Annotated in this window: 16 protein-coding genes and 1 tRNA gene; 10 read left to right on the top strand and 7 right to left on the bottom strand. The window is 66.2% G+C overall.

Going from position 1 to position 17,768, the window contains the following annotated elements; genetic code table 11:
* The first annotated feature begins 163 nt into the window (after window positions 1-163).
* A complete protein-coding gene (gene phoU / locus ABEA06_RS05740) occupies window positions 164-862 on the top strand; it encodes a phosphate signaling complex protein PhoU (protein WP_345310875.1) in 699 nt (232 codons plus the stop codon).
* A gap of 132 nt (window positions 863-994) precedes the next feature.
* On the opposite strand, the gene ABEA06_RS05735 is transcribed toward phoU, so the two are convergent.
* Window positions 995-1,753 (bottom strand): phosphoglyceromutase, encoded by a 759-nt coding sequence (locus ABEA06_RS05735; RefSeq protein WP_303381828.1) that lies wholly within the window; start codon window positions 1,751-1,753, stop codon window positions 995-997.
* A 77-nt stretch (window positions 1,754-1,830) separates the two neighbouring features.
* Here ABEA06_RS05735 and ABEA06_RS05730 point away from each other — a divergent pair, with 77 nt between their 5' ends.
* Entirely contained in the window at window positions 1,831-2,622 is a 792-nt protein-coding gene (locus ABEA06_RS05730; RefSeq protein WP_345310874.1) for a class I SAM-dependent methyltransferase, read from the top strand.
* Between the two features lie 32 nt (window positions 2,623-2,654).
* Here ABEA06_RS05730 and ABEA06_RS05725 read toward each other — a convergent pair whose 3' ends face one another.
* Complete coding sequence (locus ABEA06_RS05725) at window positions 2,655-3,005, bottom strand: DUF2516 family protein (protein WP_303381826.1); 351 nt, start codon at window positions 3,003-3,005, stop codon at window positions 2,655-2,657.
* 10 nt (window positions 3,006-3,015) lie between these two features.
* A complete protein-coding gene (locus ABEA06_RS05720) occupies window positions 3,016-4,146 on the bottom strand; it encodes a trans-sulfuration enzyme family protein (protein WP_345310873.1) in 1,131 nt (376 codons plus the stop codon).
* A gap of 94 nt (window positions 4,147-4,240) precedes the next feature.
* Between ABEA06_RS05720 and tmk the strand changes: the two genes are divergently transcribed.
* Genes tmk through ABEA06_RS05705 form a run of 3 tightly spaced genes read left to right on the top strand, consistent with a single transcriptional unit; the run spans window position 4,241 to window position 7,598 of the window.
* Complete coding sequence (gene tmk, locus ABEA06_RS05715) at window positions 4,241-4,876, top strand: dTMP kinase (RefSeq protein ID WP_345310872.1); 636 nt, start codon at window positions 4,241-4,243, stop codon at window positions 4,874-4,876.
* Complete coding sequence (locus ABEA06_RS05710) at window positions 4,873-6,000, top strand: DNA polymerase III subunit delta' (protein WP_312395134.1); 1,128 nt, start codon at window positions 4,873-4,875, stop codon at window positions 5,998-6,000. The genes tmk and ABEA06_RS05710 overlap by 4 nt, the downstream gene beginning before the upstream one ends.
* A 20-nt stretch (window positions 6,001-6,020) precedes the next feature.
* A complete protein-coding gene (locus ABEA06_RS05705) occupies window positions 6,021-7,598 on the top strand; it encodes an alpha/beta hydrolase (protein WP_345310871.1) in 1,578 nt (525 codons plus the stop codon).
* On the opposite strand, the gene ABEA06_RS05700 is transcribed toward ABEA06_RS05705, so the two are convergent.
* Complete coding sequence (locus ABEA06_RS05700) at window positions 7,595-9,544, bottom strand: FAD/NAD(P)-binding protein (RefSeq protein ID WP_345310870.1); 1,950 nt, start codon at window positions 9,542-9,544, stop codon at window positions 7,595-7,597. The two genes, ABEA06_RS05705 and ABEA06_RS05700, sit on opposite strands and share 4 nt — an antisense overlap.
* A 230-nt stretch (window positions 9,545-9,774) precedes the next feature.
* Here ABEA06_RS05700 and ABEA06_RS05695 point away from each other — a divergent pair, with 230 nt between their 5' ends.
* The 3 genes from ABEA06_RS05695 to ABEA06_RS05685 all read left to right on the top strand — a co-directional run bounded on the left by ABEA06_RS05695 (window position 9,775) and on the right by ABEA06_RS05685 (window position 12,331).
* Window positions 9,775-11,160, top strand: coding sequence for an NtaA/DmoA family FMN-dependent monooxygenase (locus ABEA06_RS05695; protein ID WP_345310869.1), 1,386 nt, complete (start codon window positions 9,775-9,777; stop codon window positions 11,158-11,160).
* 1 nt (window position 11,161) lies between these two features.
* Window positions 11,162-12,172: an LLM class flavin-dependent oxidoreductase gene (locus tag ABEA06_RS05690; RefSeq protein WP_345310868.1), complete on the top strand. Its 1,011-nt coding sequence runs from the start codon at window positions 11,162-11,164 to the stop codon at window positions 12,170-12,172.
* Between the two features lie 86 nt (window positions 12,173-12,258).
* Window positions 12,259-12,331, top strand: a tRNA-Thr gene (locus tag ABEA06_RS05685).
* 123 nt (window positions 12,332-12,454) lie between these two features.
* Here the strand turns inward: ABEA06_RS05685 and ABEA06_RS05680 are convergent.
* From ABEA06_RS05680 to ABEA06_RS05670, 3 genes are all read right to left on the bottom strand, one after another.
* Window positions 12,455-13,399 carry a TauD/TfdA dioxygenase family protein gene (locus ABEA06_RS05680; RefSeq protein ID WP_345310867.1) on the bottom strand — a complete coding sequence of 315 codons (945 nt, stop codon included), beginning with the start codon at window positions 13,397-13,399 and terminating at the stop codon, window positions 12,455-12,457.
* Between the two features lie 293 nt (window positions 13,400-13,692).
* Entirely contained in the window at window positions 13,693-14,445 is a 753-nt protein-coding gene (locus tag ABEA06_RS05675; RefSeq protein WP_303383735.1) for an ABC transporter ATP-binding protein, read from the bottom strand.
* A 2-nt stretch (window positions 14,446-14,447) separates the two neighbouring features.
* Window positions 14,448-15,593 carry an ABC transporter permease gene (locus ABEA06_RS05670; RefSeq protein WP_345310866.1) on the bottom strand — a complete coding sequence of 382 codons (1,146 nt, stop codon included), beginning with the start codon at window positions 15,591-15,593 and terminating at the stop codon, window positions 14,448-14,450.
* A gap of 220 nt (window positions 15,594-15,813) precedes the next feature.
* Here ABEA06_RS05670 and ABEA06_RS05665 point away from each other — a divergent pair, with 220 nt between their 5' ends.
* Both ABEA06_RS05665 and ABEA06_RS05660 read left to right on the top strand, forming a co-directional pair.
* On the top strand, window positions 15,814-17,130 hold the full coding sequence (locus ABEA06_RS05665; protein WP_303382941.1) for a sensor histidine kinase: 1,317 nt from the start codon (window positions 15,814-15,816) through the stop codon (window positions 17,128-17,130).
* Window positions 17,127-17,744, top strand: a complete 618-nt coding sequence (locus tag ABEA06_RS05660; RefSeq protein ID WP_303382940.1) for a response regulator — start codon at window positions 17,127-17,129, stop codon at window positions 17,742-17,744. Before ABEA06_RS05665 ends, ABEA06_RS05660 begins: the two co-directional genes overlap by 4 nt.
* Window positions 17,745-17,768 lie beyond the last annotated feature (24 nt).

Here is a 17,768-nt window from a genome sequence, read left to right as displayed (position 1 = left end):
AACCAACGTTCACCTCGGGGTGAGTCACAGTTCATTCGCCCCTGCGAGTGTGAGAGCGCTCGTGCGTATGCATCGTGCCCCTCCGGGTTCGAGCTGCCGGCTGGACAGCAGTATCGCGTAAACTACGTGACCAACGAATGCTCTGAACGAAAGGACGCTCTCTGTGCGCAAGGTTTTCCAGGCTGAACTTCACCAGGTAGGTGAAGAGCTGATTCAGATCGCCACTCTTGTGCAGCAGGCACTGAAGAGCTCCAAGGTCGCTTTCCTCGAAGCGGACGTGCAGGTGGCCGAAGAGGTCATCTCCAACGACGCCCGTATCGACTTCCTCCAGAACGACTTGGACGAGCGCTCCATCGACATCCTGGCGCTGCAGTCCCCCGTTGCCTCCGACCTCCGCATGATCGTGGGCGCCCTGCGAATGAGCGCCTCGCTCGAACGCATGGGTGACTTGGCTCGCCACCTGTCCCAATTGGCACGCATGCGCTTCCCGGAGCCCGTGCTCCCGGAGTCGCTGAGTGATCACTTCGCGGCAATGTTCGACCTTGATCTCCAGTTGATCGAACGGGTGATCTTGGTTCTCGAGGACCGCGACATGACGGTTGCGGACGAGATCTACTCACTGAAGTCCGAGCTCAATCAAAAGCACCAGAGGGTCTTCGACATGCTGGCCGATCCCAACTGGGATTCCTCGGTGCCCACCGCGGTGGACGTCACTCTGGCGTCTCGCTACCTCGAGCGCATCGGCGATCACTGCGTGTCCGTGGCTCGCAAGGTCTCCTACTTGGTCACCGGTGACTGGGCTCCCGTCTCCGACGCACACCCCACCGGCCACGGCCACATCGGCAGCGACACCGGCGAATAATCACGAGTTTCGAAAGAACCCGGCCGCGCTCGCCCGGTATCGACGCGCAGCACGTTGCCGATCCCATCGCAAACCTATGAAGAACGCCCCCACCACGCGGTGGGGGCGTTCTTCGTGTGGTGGAACCGAGAGTTACTTCTTGCCCTGGTTGGCTACGGCCTTGATCGATTCGGCAGCTGCCTCGGGATCCAGGTAGGCACCGCCGATCGTGACCGGCTTGAGGTTGTGGTCCAGCTCGAAGTACAGCGGGATACCGGTGGGGATGTTCAACCCGGCGATGTCCTCGTCGGAAATATCGTCCAGGTGCTTCACGAGCGCCCGCAACGAGTTACCGTGCGCGGCCACGAGCACGGTCTTACCGGCCTTCAGGTCCGGGACGATCTGCTCCTGCCAGTACGGCAGGAAGCGCTCGAGTACGTCCTTGAGGCACTCGGTACGGGGCAGGTCCGCCACGTCCGCGTAGCGGGGGTCACCGGCCTGCGAGAACTCGGAGGAGTCATCCAGTGCGGGAGGCGGGGTGTCGTAGGAACGGCGCCACACCATGAATTGGTCCTCACCGTACTGGTCGCGCACCTGCGTCTTGTCCTTGCCCTGCAGGTCGCCGTAGTGGCGCTCATTCAGGCGCCACGAACGCTTGACGGGAATCCAGTGCCGGTCCGCGGCGTCCAGGGCGATATTGGCCGTGTTGATGGCCCGGCGCAGCAGTGACGTGTGGAGAACGTCCGGTGCGAGGTCGTTGTCCTTGATCAACTCACCACCGCGCTTGGCCTCAGCCCTGCCCTTCTCGGTCAGCGGCACATCCACCCAGCCGGTGAACAGGTTCTTCTCGTTCCACTCCGATTGCCCGTGGCGCAGGAGGATGAGCTTGTGTGTTGCTGAATCATTAGCCATGGCCTCATTCTTCCACCCGCGTGAGCCGTTGGCACGTGTTATTCGCGTGTGTCACCCAGCGCCGTTACAGTGACGATGTGCCAGCCCGCTCCCGCCCCGTAGGAACCGTCACCCGGGGTACCACCAACCCCAATCGATTGCGCCGCGCGGACCGCTATGCCCTCGGCCCGCTGGCCTCCGTGCTCCGCCGCGCGACGGATCCTTTCGTGGTCGATCTGGGCTTCGGAGCGGCCGCCACCACCACGGTCGAGATGAGCGACCGGTTCTTGTGCGTGCGCCCCGATATCGAGGTGGTGGGTGTGGAGATCGATCCGGATCGCGTGGCCGCGGCGCAAGCGTTTTCCCGTCCCGGGTTGAGCTTTCGGCGCGGCGGCTTCGAGATTCCGATTCCCGGCCGCTCCCCCGCGTTCATCCGCGCCTTCAACGTGTTGCGCCAGTACGACGAGCGCGATGTTCCGGCCGCGTGGGAACTCGCGTGTTCACGGTTGGCACCGGGCGGAGTGTTCATGGACGGCACGTGCGACGAGATCGGCCGCAGGGCCACCTGGATCTGCTGCGATGCCACCGGCCCGTTGACCCTGACGATCAGCATGCAGCTCGGGAGCTTCGAGCGCCCGTCGGACGTGGCCGAGCGCCTGCCCAAGGCTTTGATTCATCACAACGTGCCCGGCGAGCGCATCCAGCACTTCCTCGCCGCCGCCGACGCCGCGTGGCTGGCCCTCGCTCCCCTGGCATCCTTCGGATCCCGGCAACGTTGGTTGGCGATGTGCGCACGGTTGCGCGCCGAGGGTTGGCCCGTGCTGCACCGTGAATCCCGTTGGCGCCTGGGGGAGCTCACGGTCGCGTGGGACGCGGTGAAAACCCACTGAGCGGGCGGTGCCGGCACACCGGTGAGGACGGCTTACCAGTAACCGGGATTGCCGGACTCGCTGGACACCGCTGGCTTCACGTCGGCCAGATAGACGCCGGCAATGGTCGCGGCAATCAGCATGAGAATCAATGACCCTTGACCCGGATAGCCGCTGCTGATCAGCGACATGGTGGAGAACACCGCGCTCAGGACGCTCACCACGGCGGCGCCGGCGGTCAACGCCAGCCAAAAGGTCTTGGTCCGTTTCCAGGCGCGCTCGAACTGCGGCGCGGAACGGCGCACGCAGTCCAGGGCGGCCATGAGGCTCAGCGCGGCCACCACCAGCGTGATGGCGTAGTCCAGGTAACTGGCCAGTGCAATGGCCCAGGGGATTGAGGTCACGTTGTTCAGTCTACCGATCTACCAGTTCGTCCAGACCCGCTTTCAGGTCCTCCCACAAGTCATCCACGTTCTCAATTCCCACGGACAGCCGCAACAGGGTGTCCGGTACGGTGTCCGGTTCGTCGTGGTGCCGACGCCGCCGCTCCACCAAGGACTCCACGCCACCCAGGGACGTGGCCGGGGTCCACACACTCAGGCCCTCCACGAGCGTTTGGGTCGCGGCGACTTCGGCGAGCGGGACGAGGGAGATGATCGAACCGAATCCGCCGTCCATCTGGGCCGCAGCGCGTTCGTGACCCGGGTCGCTCGGTAGTCCCGGGTACCGAACCTCGGACACCCCGGGGTGCGCACTGAGCCGACGAGCCAGCTCGGCGGCGCTGGCCATGGAGCGTTCGAGTCGCACGGACAACGTGCGCACGCCACGCAGCGCGAGCCACGCCTCGAAGGGACCGGGGATGGCGCCCTCGAGCGAGCGCTGTTTCTTGAGGTTGGCCCGCAGCTCGGGTGTGGAGCAGACCACGGCGCCCAGAACGACGTCGGAATGGCCGGCCAGGTACTTGGTGACCGAGTGCACCACGAGATCCGCGCCGAGGGTGAGCGGCCGCTGCAGCAGAGGAGTCGCGAACGTGTTGTCCACGCAGGACAGCACACCGGCCTCGCGGGCCGCGGCAAGCACGGCGGGCAGATCGGCAACCTCGAGCATGGGGTTGGTGGGGCTTTCCAGCCACAGGACGTCCGCGCCACGGAGGGCCGCGATCGTGGCGTCGGTATCAGCGACGTCCACGGTGCGTACGGCGAAAATCCCACGTTCCTCGAGCCGGTGAGCCAGCTGGAGGGTCCCCTGGTAGCAGTGCTGAGGCATGACCAGGGTGCCGCCCACGGGAACCAGCGTCAGCACGGACGCAACGGCGGCCATACCGGAGGCGTAGCTGAGCGCGGGAATCGGAGCGTCCTCGAGGTCGGCGAGAACGTCCTCGAACGCCTCCCACGTGGGGTTGGTGAACCGCGCATACGTGCGGTCCCGGTCGTTGAGATCACCGGCACCTCGATAGGTGGAGGTGAGGACCACGGGCGGGTTCACGGGAGCGTCGTGCTCGTGGGCGGGTCGGCCGCCGGAGACGACCACTGTGTCTTTACGCATGGTTCCAGGGTAATGCGCGAGCGCCACGGCGCTCGCACTGCACCCGGGCAGTTCGGCGTACAGCCTGTCGGTCACACTCGGTACAGTTGAGCGCGTGAATGAGACTGCGCGCGGTGCACTGCTCGTCTTCGAAGGCGGGGACGGGGCCGGGAAATCCACCCAGGTCCGGGCGGTGGCGCGCGCCCTTGAATCCCAGGGGCGCACCGTGGCCCGCACGCGCGAGCCCGGGGGCACTCCCCTGGCCGAATCCGTGCGCGGGCTCGTGCTCGATCCCACCCACGCGCCGGTGGATCCCCACACGGAGGCCCTGTTGTTCGCCTCCGCCCGTGCGGATCACGTGAACCGGTTCATCCGCCCCGCCATCGAGCGCGGTGACGTGGTGATCTCCGACCGGTTCGTGGATTCCTCCGTGGCGTATCAGGGCGCCGCCCGCGGCCTGGGGCTGGGGAACGTCCAGGAACTCAACGAGTGGGCGCTACGCGGTTTGACGCCCGACCTCACCGTGTTGCTGGATGTGGAGACCTCCGTGGCCGAGAGTCGCCGCACCGACCGAGGCCGCGCGGCCGACCGCATGGAGGGTGAGGACCGTGACTTCCACACGGTGGTCAATCAGGCCTTCCGTGAACTCGCCGCCGCCGCTCCGGAGCGGTACCTGGTGTTGAGCGCGGATCAACCCGCCCAGGTCATCACCGATCAGATTCTCAGGCGTCTTGCGGAGGTGCTGCCATGACCGTGTGGGATCAGCTCGTGGGCCAGCATCACGTGGTGGAACAGCTCGAACGCGCCGCCCGGGACAACAACCCCACTCATGCGTGGCTGTTCACCGGCCCACCGGGTTCCGGTCGTTCCACCGCCGCGCGAGCATTGGCTGCGGCGCTGTTGTGCGAACACGGCACCGGCTGCGGTGAGTGTCACGCGTGCCGCACGGCCTTTGCGGGGTCGCACGCGGATGTCATGCACTTCGTCACGGAAAACCCCCAGATCAGCATCGAGGAAGCCCGCGAGCTCGTGGTCAAGGCGCAGGACCGCCCGTCGGTGGGTCAGTGGCGCGTGATGATCGTGGAGGACGCGGACCGGATGACCGAGCGCACCTCCAACGTGATGCTCAAGGCCATCGAAGAACCCCCGCCGCACACCATTTGGTTGCTGTGCGCGCCCTCCCCCATGGATGTGCTGGTGACCATCCGCTCGCGTTGCCGTCCCGTCACCCTGAAAGTTCCTTCCGCCCAGGACGTGGCCCAGCTGCTCGTCAGTCGGCACAGCGTGAGTCAGGAACGCGCCGTTGAATGTGCGCGGCTGGCCCAGTGCCACGTGGGAATCGCCACCCGTCTGGCCCTCTACGACGACGCCCGCACGCGCCGCCAAGAAGTGGTGTCCCTGCCGCTGAACATGCGCGGTGTGACCCAGGCCGTCCGCGCGGCCGACCGGTTGCACCGGCTCGCGGTGGACGAGTCCGCCGCCAACGCGGAAGCCCGTAATGACGAGGAACGCGCGCAGTTGCTCGTGGCCCTCGGTGCACCCGAATCCGGTCGGATGCCGCCCGCGATCCGCGGTGCGCTCAACCGTTTAGAAGCGGATCAAAAACGGCGCTCCCGCCGGATTCAGACGGACACCCTGGACCGTTTCCTGATCGATCTGACCACGTTCTACCGTGACGTGCTCAGCGTGCAGCTGCACACCGGAACCGAACTGATCAACCAGCACCTCACGCGTGACATCCAGGACTACGCCGTCAACAGCAGCGCGGAACAGACCCTGGAACGAATTGATGTGATCAGTGAGACCAGGGACCGGATCCGCACCAACGTCAACGCACAACTGGCCTTCGAAGCCATGATGGTCTCGCTCGTCTGAGCGGCACCGAAGGGAAATCCGTGACTCGTACTCCCCCGGCCCGTTGGGTGGCCGCCGCCGTTGCCGTAGCAGCTCTGGCGCTGACCGGCTGCGCTCCGCAGTCTCAGCAGGACTCTGGCTCGGGGGCAGCGTCCCAGGCCGATCCTGACGTCACCGCGGGCACCGATTCCGCGTTGGCCACGTACTACACCCAGGACCTCTCATGGGGTGAGTGCGACTACTCCCAGGAGGATCAGGACGCCGCCAAGAACCTCGAGTGCGCCCGCGTGAGCGTTCCCGTGGATTACGCGAACCCCGGCGCCGGAGACACATTCGTGGAGGTCTCCCGGTTGTCCGCCTCCGAGGACGATCCCCAGGGCACCCTGTTCTTGAACCCCGGAGGTCCCGGCGGGTCCGGGGTGGACATGATGCTGTCCGCGGGCTTCTTCGCCTCGGCCTCGGTACGGGACAACTACGACATCGTGGGTTTCGACCCCCGCGGCGTGGAACGCTCGGACGGCATTGACTGCCTCACCGATCAAGAAATGGACGAGTGGCGAGCCGAGCCCGCGTTCGAACCAGGCACCGAAACGGTGGATGACATGCGTGCCACGTACGCGCAGATCGGGGCCAAGTGCCACGAGAAGTCATCCCCCGTGGTGGCCCACATGGATACCCAGTCCGTGGCCAAGGACCTGGACGTGCTGCGCGCGGTCTTCGACCAGCCGGCCACCCACTACCTGGGCTTCTCCTACGGCACCGAGATCGGCGCCACCTACGCACACCTGTTCCCGCAGCGCACCGGACGCTTCGTGCTGGACGGCGGCGTGGATCCCACCATGGACGAACGGGCTGTGACGCTGGACCAGGCCAAGGGCTTCGAGGACAACCTCCGGCACTGGGTCCAGGACTGCCAGGATTCGAATAACCGCTGTGCCGTGGGAACTGACGGCGTGGCTGCCGGCATGGAGCAGATCCAGGGTCTACTGGCCAAGGTGTCTGACGAGGACATCACCGTGTCCGACGGGCGCCGGATCACGGCCGTGAACGCTGTGGAGGGCATTCTGGTCCCCCTGTACTCCACGGCGTCCTATGCGCAGTTGAACTCCGCACTCGAGAAGGCCTTTGACGGGAACTTCGACGAGCTCATGGGGTACTCGGACTCCAACCACGGCCGGAACTCCTCCGGCGAGTACACCTCGAACGTGTCCGAGGCCTTCACGGCCGTCAATTGTCTGGACACCGTCTCGCGTGGGATCTCCGATCAGGACATGGCGCAAGCCGCAGAGACCATGGCCGAGGAGGCTCCCACGTTCGGGCCGTACCTCAGCTACGGTGACGCCGCATGCCAGGGCTGGCCGGACGAACCCGTCACACCCCTCGATTCCTACGCAGCGGACACCGATGAAACACTGCTCGTGGTGGGCACGACCCACGATCCCGCCACCCCCTACGCATGGTCGGAAGCGCTCGTGGCGGAGCTTGGCAACGCACGACTCCTGACCCATGACGGCTGGGGTCACACCGCGTACGTGTCCGGCGACTCGTGCATCAAGGACTCCGTGGACAATTACCTGGTCTCCGGCACCGTACCGAAACAGGGCGCCACGTGTGGTTAGCTCGCCGGGACCACCGGTAGCCCCAGGGCGCTCAACACGGTGCGGGCCAGTTCATCGCATTGCCTGAAGGGTGCGGAGTTGGCGTGCGGGCGTGCGAACGCTCCGACATTCCAGGCGGACGTGAAGTTTCCCGCCGCGAACACCGTGGGCTGCACGGCTCCGGCGCGGTCCACCACCTGAGCAGTGGATTCGACCACGAGCTTGCCGGTACTGACCGTGGCGCCGTCCTCGGTTTCGAAGTTCTGCTCGACTCCTGCTCCGCTCGAATGCACGTGGTGCAGCGCCGGATCAGCGGACGAGACCACCGTGGGCGCGGGCAATCGCGCTTCGATCCAGCTGTTCGCGGAGACATCCGCACCGCCGGCCCGCGAGCGCGCCCGGAACGCCGCAGTTCCCTCGGGCGCGTCCTGGTGTGCCGTGGTGACCTCCAGATCGGGGCCCAGGAACGTGATGAAGCCGGCTCGGTGCAGGGCCAGCAACTCTTGGAGGCGATGAGCGGGCGGGCCCGAGTCCACAAAGCTGAAGAAGCCGTGCCACCACCCCGGGACGAGTCGCTGGGATTCATCGTCCAGGTGCTCCAAAGGAACCAACCGGCCCACTTCCATGTAGGTGCGAAGTAGTGCCAGGAAGAGCGCCTGGGTCTCGGAATGATCCGGATGGGTCCGCAGGGTCAGGTCGCGCTCGATGTAGCGCACCAGGGCGTCCTGGACCTGCTGGGGGTCCTCGAAGAACATGTCCTCGAAGGGTCGATCGATCGACGCCAGATCCACGCGATAGCGGGAATCGGGGATGGCCGTGCGCACGAGCCGCTGCAGCTCGTTACTCCCCCAGGAGGCCGCGCGGTATGCGGGTGCGAACTCCTCCCAGCTCATCCGGGCGCGTTCCGGGTGCCCCACGATCAGCTCCCGGTACACGTGGTAACCGAGCTCCTGATTAATGAGCGGCCACAAGTGCTCGTGGAAGTTGAGGGTGTTGTGCTGCTCCAACAACCGGTTCACGGTGTCCGCGGTGATGAAGCGCAAGGGCTCAGGATCGGCGGAGAGCACCGAGGTGATCTTGCTGTGGTACGGGACCCCGCGGCGGGATCCCACAAAGAGCTGGGGCTCCCGGCCGCACGCAACGTAGGTGAGGGGACCGCCGTCGCGAATCCCTTCGCGGGGTTGACCGTCCACCCGCTGCCCGGAGATCTGGAAGCGTCCCCCGCGGCCCTCGTACAGCAGCACCATGAGGTCGATGAAAGCCAACCCCATGCCGGTCACGATCACGCGGTCCCCCGCGCGCACGGGCGAGTAATCGACGTCGTTGGTGTAGGCGGGCGGAGCGTAGAAACCCCCGCGGGCACCGGCCGTGCGTTCGCGGGTCAGCTGGGTGTTGGAGCCCATGCTGTCCGTGTGGCCCACGGTGTAGACCACCGCATCCGAGGCGATGGTCTCGCCCGAATCCAGGTTCACCGTGTGCCCGAGCTCGGTGTCCGTCACGGCAGTGACCGTGGCACGGTGAGTTTCCACGCGCACGTTGGAGGCCGCGTGCTCAACGGTCAGGCGGTAGAACCAGCCCAGATAAAACGATTGCAGTTGCCTGGTGGGAAAGCTTTCCGGACCCAGCTCACGCACCTGGGCCATGATCTCGGGGTCGGTGATCCGGTGGTCGGTGATTTCTCCCGAGAGCACGGCTCCGCACCACTCCAGCAGCGTGGGCCCCTCACGCGCGGGCCCCGCGCACTGCACGGAGCGGTCCGTGAACATGGTGATGTCCTGCGCCATCGAATTGAGTTTCAACAGGGGTGACTGGTCGTAACGCCAGATCCGACCCGCTCCCGGTTCAAAGGGTTCCACCACGTGGACGGTGAATGGCGCCGCGTCGTGCGGGTAATTGGCGGTGATGCGCTCCAAGACCATGGCCGCACGCGGACCCCCACCCACGAATGTGACGCTGCTTGAGTCCACCGGTGACCTCCAGAACGTTGCGTGCTCCCCCCTGACGGACGGGCACTGCGGACAGTATCCGCCACGCTATCGCCGCGGGCAGTGAGGGCGCAGGTCGGTGTGACGCTCTGTGACAGCGTGTGAAGAATCAAGTCAGCCGGCTGGAATCAACCGCGGTGGCGGCGGCACCATGGATGGGAGTGCCCGGTCGCTCAACCATGTCCGGGACCGTTGTCGACAGAGGGTAGGTCATGAGCAGCTCACCGCGCAGAGTTCACCTGGCGGCGCATTTTCCGGGCGTCAACAACACCACGATTTGGTCCGATCCGCGCAGTGAAAGCCACATTGCGGTGGATTCGTTCATTCACATGGCGCAGACCGCCGAGCGAGGCCTCATGGATTTCCTGTTCCTGGCCGAAGGGCTGCGGCTGCGCGAGATGAACGGCAAGATCTGTGACCTCGATGTCATGGGCCGCCCGGACACCCTCACGGTGCTGTCGGCCGTGGCCGCAGCCACCGAGCGCATTGGCCTGGCCGGAACACTGACCGCCACCTTCCATGAGCCGTACGAGCTGGCGCGGCAATTCGCGACCCTGGATCACCTCTCCGGTGGCCGTGCCGCGTGGAACGTGGTGACCAGCCCCGATGCGTTTACGGGTGAGAACTTCCGCCGCGGCGGCTACCTCCCCTACCCCCGGCGGTACCAGCGCGCCGAGGACTTCATTGACGCCGCCCGGCAGTTGTGGGAATCCTGGCCCGCCTCCGCGCAGGACGCGGACGAAACCGCGGGTGCCTACGAACATCACAGCGAATTCTTCGACATCTCCGGTCGTTTCGACGTGCCCCGCAGCCCCCAGGTTCACCCGGTGATCTTCCAGGCCGGGGATTCGGATTCCGGCCGTGAGTTCGCCGCGGGCTCCGCCGACGTGATCTTCACGCGCCACTCCGAGCTGGAGGACGGCAAGGCCTTTTACAAGGACACCAAGGGCCGCCTCGCCAAGTACGGCCGCGCCGAGGACGACCTGCGCATCTACCCGGGCGTCTCCTATGTCCTGGGTGACACGGACGCCGACGCCGCCGAACGCGCCCGGGAGCAGGCCTACGCCCAGCACTCCGGTGCCACCGCGATCGCCACACTGGAACGCGTGTGGAACACGGACCTCTCCTCGTTCGATCCGGACGGCCCGCTCCCCGACTTCGACCCCGTGCTGGACGGCCCCGAGGTCTCCCAGGGCCGCGTCAAGCACGTCAAGGACCCGGTGGCCACGGCACAGCGCTGGCGCGAGATCGCCCAGGCCGAGAACCTGTCCATCCACGACCTGGTGGTGCGTGAGGCTCCCGGTGTCGCCTTTGTCGGCTCCGCGGACACCGTGGCCCGGCAGATGAACCAGTACATCCAGGAGCGGGCCGCGGACGGTTTCATCCTGATTCCCACCGTGGTGCCGGGTGGCCTCGACGAATTCGTGGACTCCGTGGTCCCCCGGTTGCAGGAAATGGGTGTGTACCCCGATTCCTATGCGGAGGAGGACCCCACGCTGCGCACCACCATGGAGCTGGGCGGCTACCGTCCCGCCACCGAATGGTCGCGGGCACGCTCTACCGCCCGCGCCGCAGCTACCAATGGTCAGGAGGCCTGATATGAGCACCCCTACGTTCGTGATCGCCGCGCGCATCACACCCCGGCCGGGAATCGATCGCGTGGCTCCCGCAGAATATTTCTCCGGTGCCGCCCTTCGTCAGGCCGCCGTCGACGCGGAGACCGCCGGTGCCGCGTTCGTGCTACTTGATGACGAGCTGGACACCGCACCCGCCTCCGGGCCCGCGGCGGGCCGGTTGTCCGCGCTGCAGACGGCCGCGTGGTTGGGCCCCCGGACCAGCTCCGTGGGCCTGGTCCCCACCCTGCGCACGACCCACACCGAGCCGTTCCTGATGGGCACCGAGAGCGCGTCCCTGGATTGGGCCACGCACGGCCGCGCCGGTGTTGTCTTCGCGCCTTCTTTGGGGGCCGACGCCGCCGCCAACGTCGGTCGACGCGCCGCACCTTCCCCGGAGGCCGCCTGGGCGGAAACCGCGGACGTCATCGACGTGGTCCGCAGGTTGTGGGATTCGTGGGAGGCGGACGCGGAGATCCGCGATCAAACCACCGGCCGGTTCGTGGATCGTTCCAAGCTGCACTACGTGGACTTCAGCGGAACCGATTCCGCGGGTGAGGAGTTCACCGTGAAGGGGCCCTCGATCGTCCCTCGCCCCACGCAGGGGCACCTTCCGGTTTTCGTAGAACGTACCGCGGATGTTTCCCTCGAAGATCTGCGCGCCGCGGTGGAACACGCCGACGCCGTTCTGCTCCCGGTGGAGTCCGTGGGCCCCGAGACCCTCACGGTTCTCGAGTGGAACCCGTCCGCCCGCGTGTTCGTCGTGATCGACGCAGACTCGGCTGCTCTCGATCCGGAACTGGTGGCGAGCTGGGTTCAGGTCGGTGTGAGCGGCGTCGTCCTGGAAACGGGGCCCTACGACGTGGAACTGGCGATCCGGGCGGCCGCCGGGGTGATCCCGGAGCTGGTCGGCACTGACCCTGCACCCACGGAAGGTTCCACCCTGCGCGAGCGCCTGGGGCTGCCACGGGCGAAGAACCGCTATACCAACGCCTGAGGTAGCAAAAACCCCGCTGATTGGGGCCCGAGCGGCGTTGTCTGCTACTGTCTTGGGTGCATCTGAACCATGCTCGGTTCTGCTGCGCCACCTTAGCTCAGTCGGTAGAGCAATTCCCTCGTAAAGAATAGGTCGCCGGTTCGATTCCGGCAGGTGGCTCGATGAGCAAAGACCCCGTTCCCCTGGATAACCAGGAGAACGGGGTCTTTTGGCAGCTGCTCGCCCCTGTGAGGCCGGCTCTCCGACGATCAACGACCTGGCCTCGAGACCACGGGCAGCAGGTCAAGGGAGTTCGACGATTGGGGAGTACTGCGAGGAGTCTCCTTCGAGGGAGTGACTGCGCTGCCCGTGGACCCCGACCGGGACGTCCCCGGCCACGGTGATCCGGTTCAGTTTTCGCGGGGCGCGGTCGTAGTTGTCGATCGCGTAGTGCTGGGTGATCCGGTTGTCGAAGACCACCACCTGCCCCGGCTCCCACCCCACCCGGACCACGTGCTCGGGACGGGTGACGTGCGCCTGGAGAAGCCGCAGCAGGTCCGCGGACTCGTGCGCGGAGACCCCGAGGATCCGCAGCCGCTGGGCGAAGGCTCCGATGAACAACCCCTTCTCCCCTGTCAGCGGATGCACCCGTACCACGGGGTGGACCGTGCGGAAGGTCTGGGACACAAAGGCCTGCTGGTACTGCTGCTCCTTCTCCCCCTGCACCGTCCGGGGCCGAATGTAGTCCGAGGCATTGGTGTGCTCGGCCCACAGAGTCTGCGCCAAGTGCTGCAGCTCCCGCGGTAGGGACTTGTAGGCGGCGGCAGTGTTGGCGATCAGGGTCTCCCCGCCGTACGTGGGCAGCACCACCGCCCGCAAAGTGGATATCTGCGGCGGGTTGATCACAAAGGTGACATCGGTGTGCCACTGGTTGGCCACCGACTCCTCACTGTCCACGGGTAGCACCGTCTTGGGAGTGCCCTCGTGGAAGGTCACGGTGGGGTGGGCGGTGGTCAGCGGTCCGAAGTGGGCCGCAAAGGCCTCTTGCTGGGCATCGGAGCTGATCCCGGCGTCGGTGAAGACCAACGCCTTGTGCTCGTTCAGCGCCGCCCGGATCGCGGACACCGTGCCTTCCTCCAGGGGCCCGGACAAGTCCAGGCCCTCGATCCGGGCGCCGATGTGCTGCCCAAGTTTTTTCAGGCGCAGGCCGGTATCGGTGGTCGTCGCGGGGGCTGTGGTGGTGGTCATGGGGTTTTCTCGCAAGGTGCAGAAGTGTGGGCGGAAGGACGGCATCGCAGGGTGGGCACGTCCCAATGCGATGGGATGGCCGAGGGCTGGGAGGGCGGCATCTGTAGACAGCGGCCATGTTTTATGACCGGCTCGTCAGGGCCTTCGTGAGAAGCGACAACAGCGCTGCGGATCGACAAACATGGCTTCACCCTAGAGGTGGGGGCGCCGACCCCCAAGGGTCCTGTAACAATTTGACAAATACGTTCTACGGCGTCGCCGTACTGGATTCGGGGGCGCGGAACGGGCTGCGCTCAGCCGGTCAGCGTGCCGTCCAGCATGGTGACCTCACGGTCGGCCATGTCCACGAATTCCAGGTCGTGGGTGACCACCACGGTGGCCAGGTCGAACGTGCGGGTCATGTTCTTGAGCAGCTGCATGACCTCGGCCGAACGCTGCTGGTCCAGGGCAGAGGTGGGTTCGTCCACGAGGAGAAGCTTGGGCTCTCCCATGAGGGCCCTGGCAATGTTGACGCGCTGCCGTTGGCCGCCGGACAGTTCGTGCGGACGGCGCCGCCCGGCGCCCTCCAGCCCCACCAGCTCGAGCAGTTGCCGCGCCCGTTCCCGCGCGTGCCGCGTGGCGCCACCTCGAGCGCCGCGGATGTGACTGGTCACCACCAACTGATCCTCGGCCCGCAGCGAGGGGATCAGGTTCGGCTGCTGGAAGACGGTGCCCACTTCTTCGCGACGCAACCGCGCACGGTCCTTCTCGGACAGGTTTCCCACGGCAACCCCACCAATGCGGACCTCGCCGGAGGTTGGATTCAACAGCGTGGATGCCACGGCCAGTAGCGATGATTTACCCGAACCGGACGGGCCGGTCAGCGCGGTCATCGTGCCGGCAACGGCCGCCAGGTACACGCGGTCCAGCGCGGTGATGGTGCGGGGAGCGCCGTCGGGACCCTTGCCGTCCGGATAAGCGAGGGTGACCTCGCACAGTTCGAGGGCCGGGGTGCCGGCCGTGGTCTGCTGGTCGTTCCAGGGAGCGGTATGAGTGGTGGTGGACATGATCAGTTGCCTCCCAGGGCAATCATGGGGTCGACTTTGGCAACGCGGCGCACGGCGAGCAGCGAACCGACAATGCCCAACAGCAACACGCCGGGCGCCGGGACGGCCACGGCGGTGAGCGAGAACAGGAACGGGACGGCGGTGACCTGCGTGGCCACGAGCCAGCCCATCAGACCACCCACCAGGGCGCCGATGAGCACGCCGATTCCGACCACGAGGGTTGCCTGAACCAGCGAATCGCGCACCAGGTAGCCGCGCGAGGCACCCAGGGCCCGCAGGACCGCCACGTCGCGGGTGCGCTGCACCGTCCACACGGTGATGAACGCAATCACCACGAGCGCCGAGATCCCGTAGAGGAAGGCTTGCATGAGCATGAGCGACCCGTTCTCCGAGGAGTAGGACGGGATGGCCTGGAACGACTCGCGGGTCGTCCGGGTGATCGTGCCGGTTCCCTCATCCAGTTCCGCGCCGATCTCGTCCATCCGGGCGGAGTCGGTGCCGGCTGCGAACTGGAGCAGCAGCTCGGTACCCACGGTGGCGCTGGGCTGGTGCGCGACCGCGAGCGCATCCGCATCGCTCAGCCATGCCACGGGCAAGTGGCCGTAGAACTCGTCCTGCACGAAACCAACGACCTCGAGATCTTTACCACCGATCCCCACGGTGTCGCCCGGGCCGATGCCCAAATCATCCGCGTAGGACTCCGACAACACGATCTGGCCGTCCTGGGGCCGGTGCTGACCCTCGAGGAGCTCGATCTTGCGAGCGAACATTGAATCCTCGGGCAGGCCCAACACGGCGCCGGTGGTCACCTTGGAATCGGATCCCACCTGGGTCATCGTGACCACGAGCGGTTCGACGTGTTCGACCGCGGGCTCCGCCGCCCAGGCGTCCATTTGATCCTGAGTGATTTGCGAGGTGGTGACCGTGGGCATGTCCTGTGTGCCCTCGGCCTGACCGAAGACAATGCGTTGCGCACCCAATGTTTCCAACGCGGCGGTGTTTTGTTTACCCAACCCGTTGGTCAACCCGCTCAACATGATCAGGAGAATGGTGATCAGCGCGACCACCGACGCCACCAGGGCTACGCGCCCCTTGGCGAAAACGATGTCTCTCACCGAGACGAACATGGCTACCTCCGGTGCCTTCACGACGGCTGTCTTCCCTTACAGATTCCCGGAAACCCGCGGCCGTCACATCGGGCGTCCGAGCGATTCGCCGGTCCCGTTGAGTGGAGCGCGCAATCCACCTTTTGATGGATCCGAACACCGTGGTTTGCCGCGTATGCTGCCTTAGCGAGGCCGACGACGCCGCGGCGGCGTCGTCGGCCTGAACACGAGACCAGCGAACCGGCACGGGAGGCAGACCCCGGTGGAAACAACCTCGACCGCCCGGGTGCTGCGGGTGCTGCGCTTGGCCCTGCACGTGAGCTTCGCGGGGTTGTTGTTGCTGGGTGTGCTGCGCATGGCCTCGGACCCGCCCATGAAATTTGCCTGGTCACTGTGCCTGGCGTGCGTGCTGGCGGTCGTGTATCTGGTGGGTACCGTGTGGGAGAACCGGTACGCCCACGGTCGCAGCGACCGCAACCCCCGGTTCCTGGCCGCGCCGTGGCTAGTGGTGATCTCGGCGCTGTGGGGCGCTTTGGTCCTCATGAGCGAGAATTTCATTTCCGTGGTGTTCCCGCTGTTCTTCCTGTTCCTCCTGTTGCTCCCACGCGCCATTGCGTTGGCGTGCGTAGTGGTCCTGACGAGCGGGGTGGTGCTGTCCCAACGGCTGCACATCGGCGCCGAGGACTTCACGGCCGGCATGGTTTACGGCCCGGTGCTGGGAGCGGTGTTCGCGGTCGTCATGGCGTCCTCCTACCGAGCCATGTATCGGGACGTGCTCCGCTACCAGCGCACCCTGTCCGCTTTGGAAACCACGCGGACCGAACTGGCGCGCACCGAACGCGCCGCCGGTCAGGCCACCGAACGCGAACGCTTGGCCCGCGAGATCCACGACACCCTGGCCCAGGGTCTGTCCTCGATCGTGTTGATGTCCCGAGCGGCCCGGGCCTCTCTGTCACGCGATGATGTCCGCCGAACCGATGAGCGATTAGGGACCATCGAGACCGCCGCATCCGAAAACCTCGCCGAGGCCCGCAGGTTCGTCCACAACCTCTCGTCCCCGGCTCTGGCCGTTCCGTTGGCGGACGCGCTGCGCCAATTATGTGAGCGCACCACGGAAGAGGCCCGTGCGCGCGGCGATGAACTCACCGTGGCGTTCACCGAGGACGGCACCGGGCAGGCCGATTTCGCCCAACAGACCGTGTTGCTGCGTGCCGCCCAGACGTTGCTGGCCAATGTGGCCCAGCACGCCCGTGCGCAGCACGCCGTGGTCAGCTTGTCCTGGTGGGATCACGACGTGAGCGTGGACGTGGTGGACAACGGCGTGGGATTCACTTCGGATCGGGTGCCCCCGGCGGAGCCCTGCAACGGATTCGGCCTGCCCGGCCTCCATGACCGAGTGAGCGCGGCCGGTGGAACGGCCACCATTGAATCCGCCCCCGGTGACGGCACCGCGGTCACCGTTCGCCTGCCCCTGAATCCCCCGCCCGCGAACACCGCACCCCGGGTCGTGGACCCCGCATCGGGCGGCTCCGAACCGCCCCGCTCCCCAGACACCGACCTCCCCGGAGACACACAATGAGCACACGAGTCCTACTGGTCGATGATCACCCCGTGGTGCGCGCCGGACTGCGCGCCGTGCTGGAGGGCCTGCCCGACATCTCCGTGGTCGCCGAGGCGCGCGATGCCCTGTCCGCCCAGCAGCGCTCCCGTCACCACGACATCGATGTGGTGGTCATGGACATTCAAATGGGCCCCGGCCCCACGGGAATTGATGCAACCCGCGCCATTCGGGCGGCCGGCGGCCCTCCCGTGTTGATCCTCACGACCTACGACGCGCAGTCGGACATCCTCTCGGCCCTGGAGGCCGGCGCCACGGGATACCTGCTGAAGGACGCACCGGAGGAAACTCTGCGCCAAGCCGTTCTTGATGCCGCTGCCAACCGCCCCGTGCTTTCCCCACAAGTGACCGCGCAACTCGTGATGCGCACCACGAAACCCGCATCCGCTTTGTCTCCGCGTGAAATCGAAATCCTCAAATTGGCGGCCACCGGGGCGAGCAACCGGAACATGGCAAAACAATTGTTCATTTCCGAAGCCACCGTGAAAACGCACCTGGTGCACGTTTACAACAAGCTCGATGTCGACAATCGGACGGCCGCGATCAACCGAGCCAGAGAGCAGCGGATCATTTGAACCCGGCCGGTACAGCCCCGTGAG

Origin of the sequence: Kocuria gwangalliensis (genome assembly GCF_039544365.1) — a bacterium.
Classification (GTDB): domain Bacteria; phylum Actinomycetota; class Actinomycetes; order Actinomycetales; family Micrococcaceae; genus Kocuria; species Kocuria gwangalliensis.
Note: the sequence above shows the minus strand (reverse complement) of the source record. Positions and strands in the feature narration are given on the sequence as shown.

Excerpts from the sequence above, each read along its gene's own strand:
- ABEA06_RS05735 (WP_303381828.1), bottom strand. The coding sequence starts at position 1,753 with ATGGCTAATGATTCAGCAACACACAAGCTCATCCTCCTGCGCCACGGG.
- ABEA06_RS05720 (WP_345310873.1), bottom strand. The coding sequence starts at position 4,146 with ATGCGTAAAGACACAGTGGTCGTCTCCGGCGGCCGACCCGCCCACGAG.
- ABEA06_RS05710 (WP_312395134.1), top strand. The coding sequence starts at position 4,873 with ATGACCGTGTGGGATCAGCTCGTGGGCCAGCATCACGTGGTGGAACAG.
- ABEA06_RS05695 (WP_345310869.1), top strand. The coding sequence starts at position 9,775 with ATGAGCAGCTCACCGCGCAGAGTTCACCTGGCGGCGCATTTTCCGGGC.
- ABEA06_RS05690 (WP_345310868.1), top strand. The coding sequence starts at position 11,162 with ATGAGCACCCCTACGTTCGTGATCGCCGCGCGCATCACACCCCGGCCG.
- ABEA06_RS05680 (WP_345310867.1), bottom strand. The coding sequence starts at position 13,399 with ATGACCACCACCACAGCCCCCGCGACGACCACCGATACCGGCCTGCGC.
- ABEA06_RS05675 (WP_303383735.1), bottom strand. The coding sequence starts at position 14,445 with ATGTCCACCACCACTCATACCGCTCCCTGGAACGACCAGCAGACCACG.
- ABEA06_RS05660 (WP_303382940.1), top strand. The coding sequence starts at position 17,127 with ATGAGCACACGAGTCCTACTGGTCGATGATCACCCCGTGGTGCGCGCC.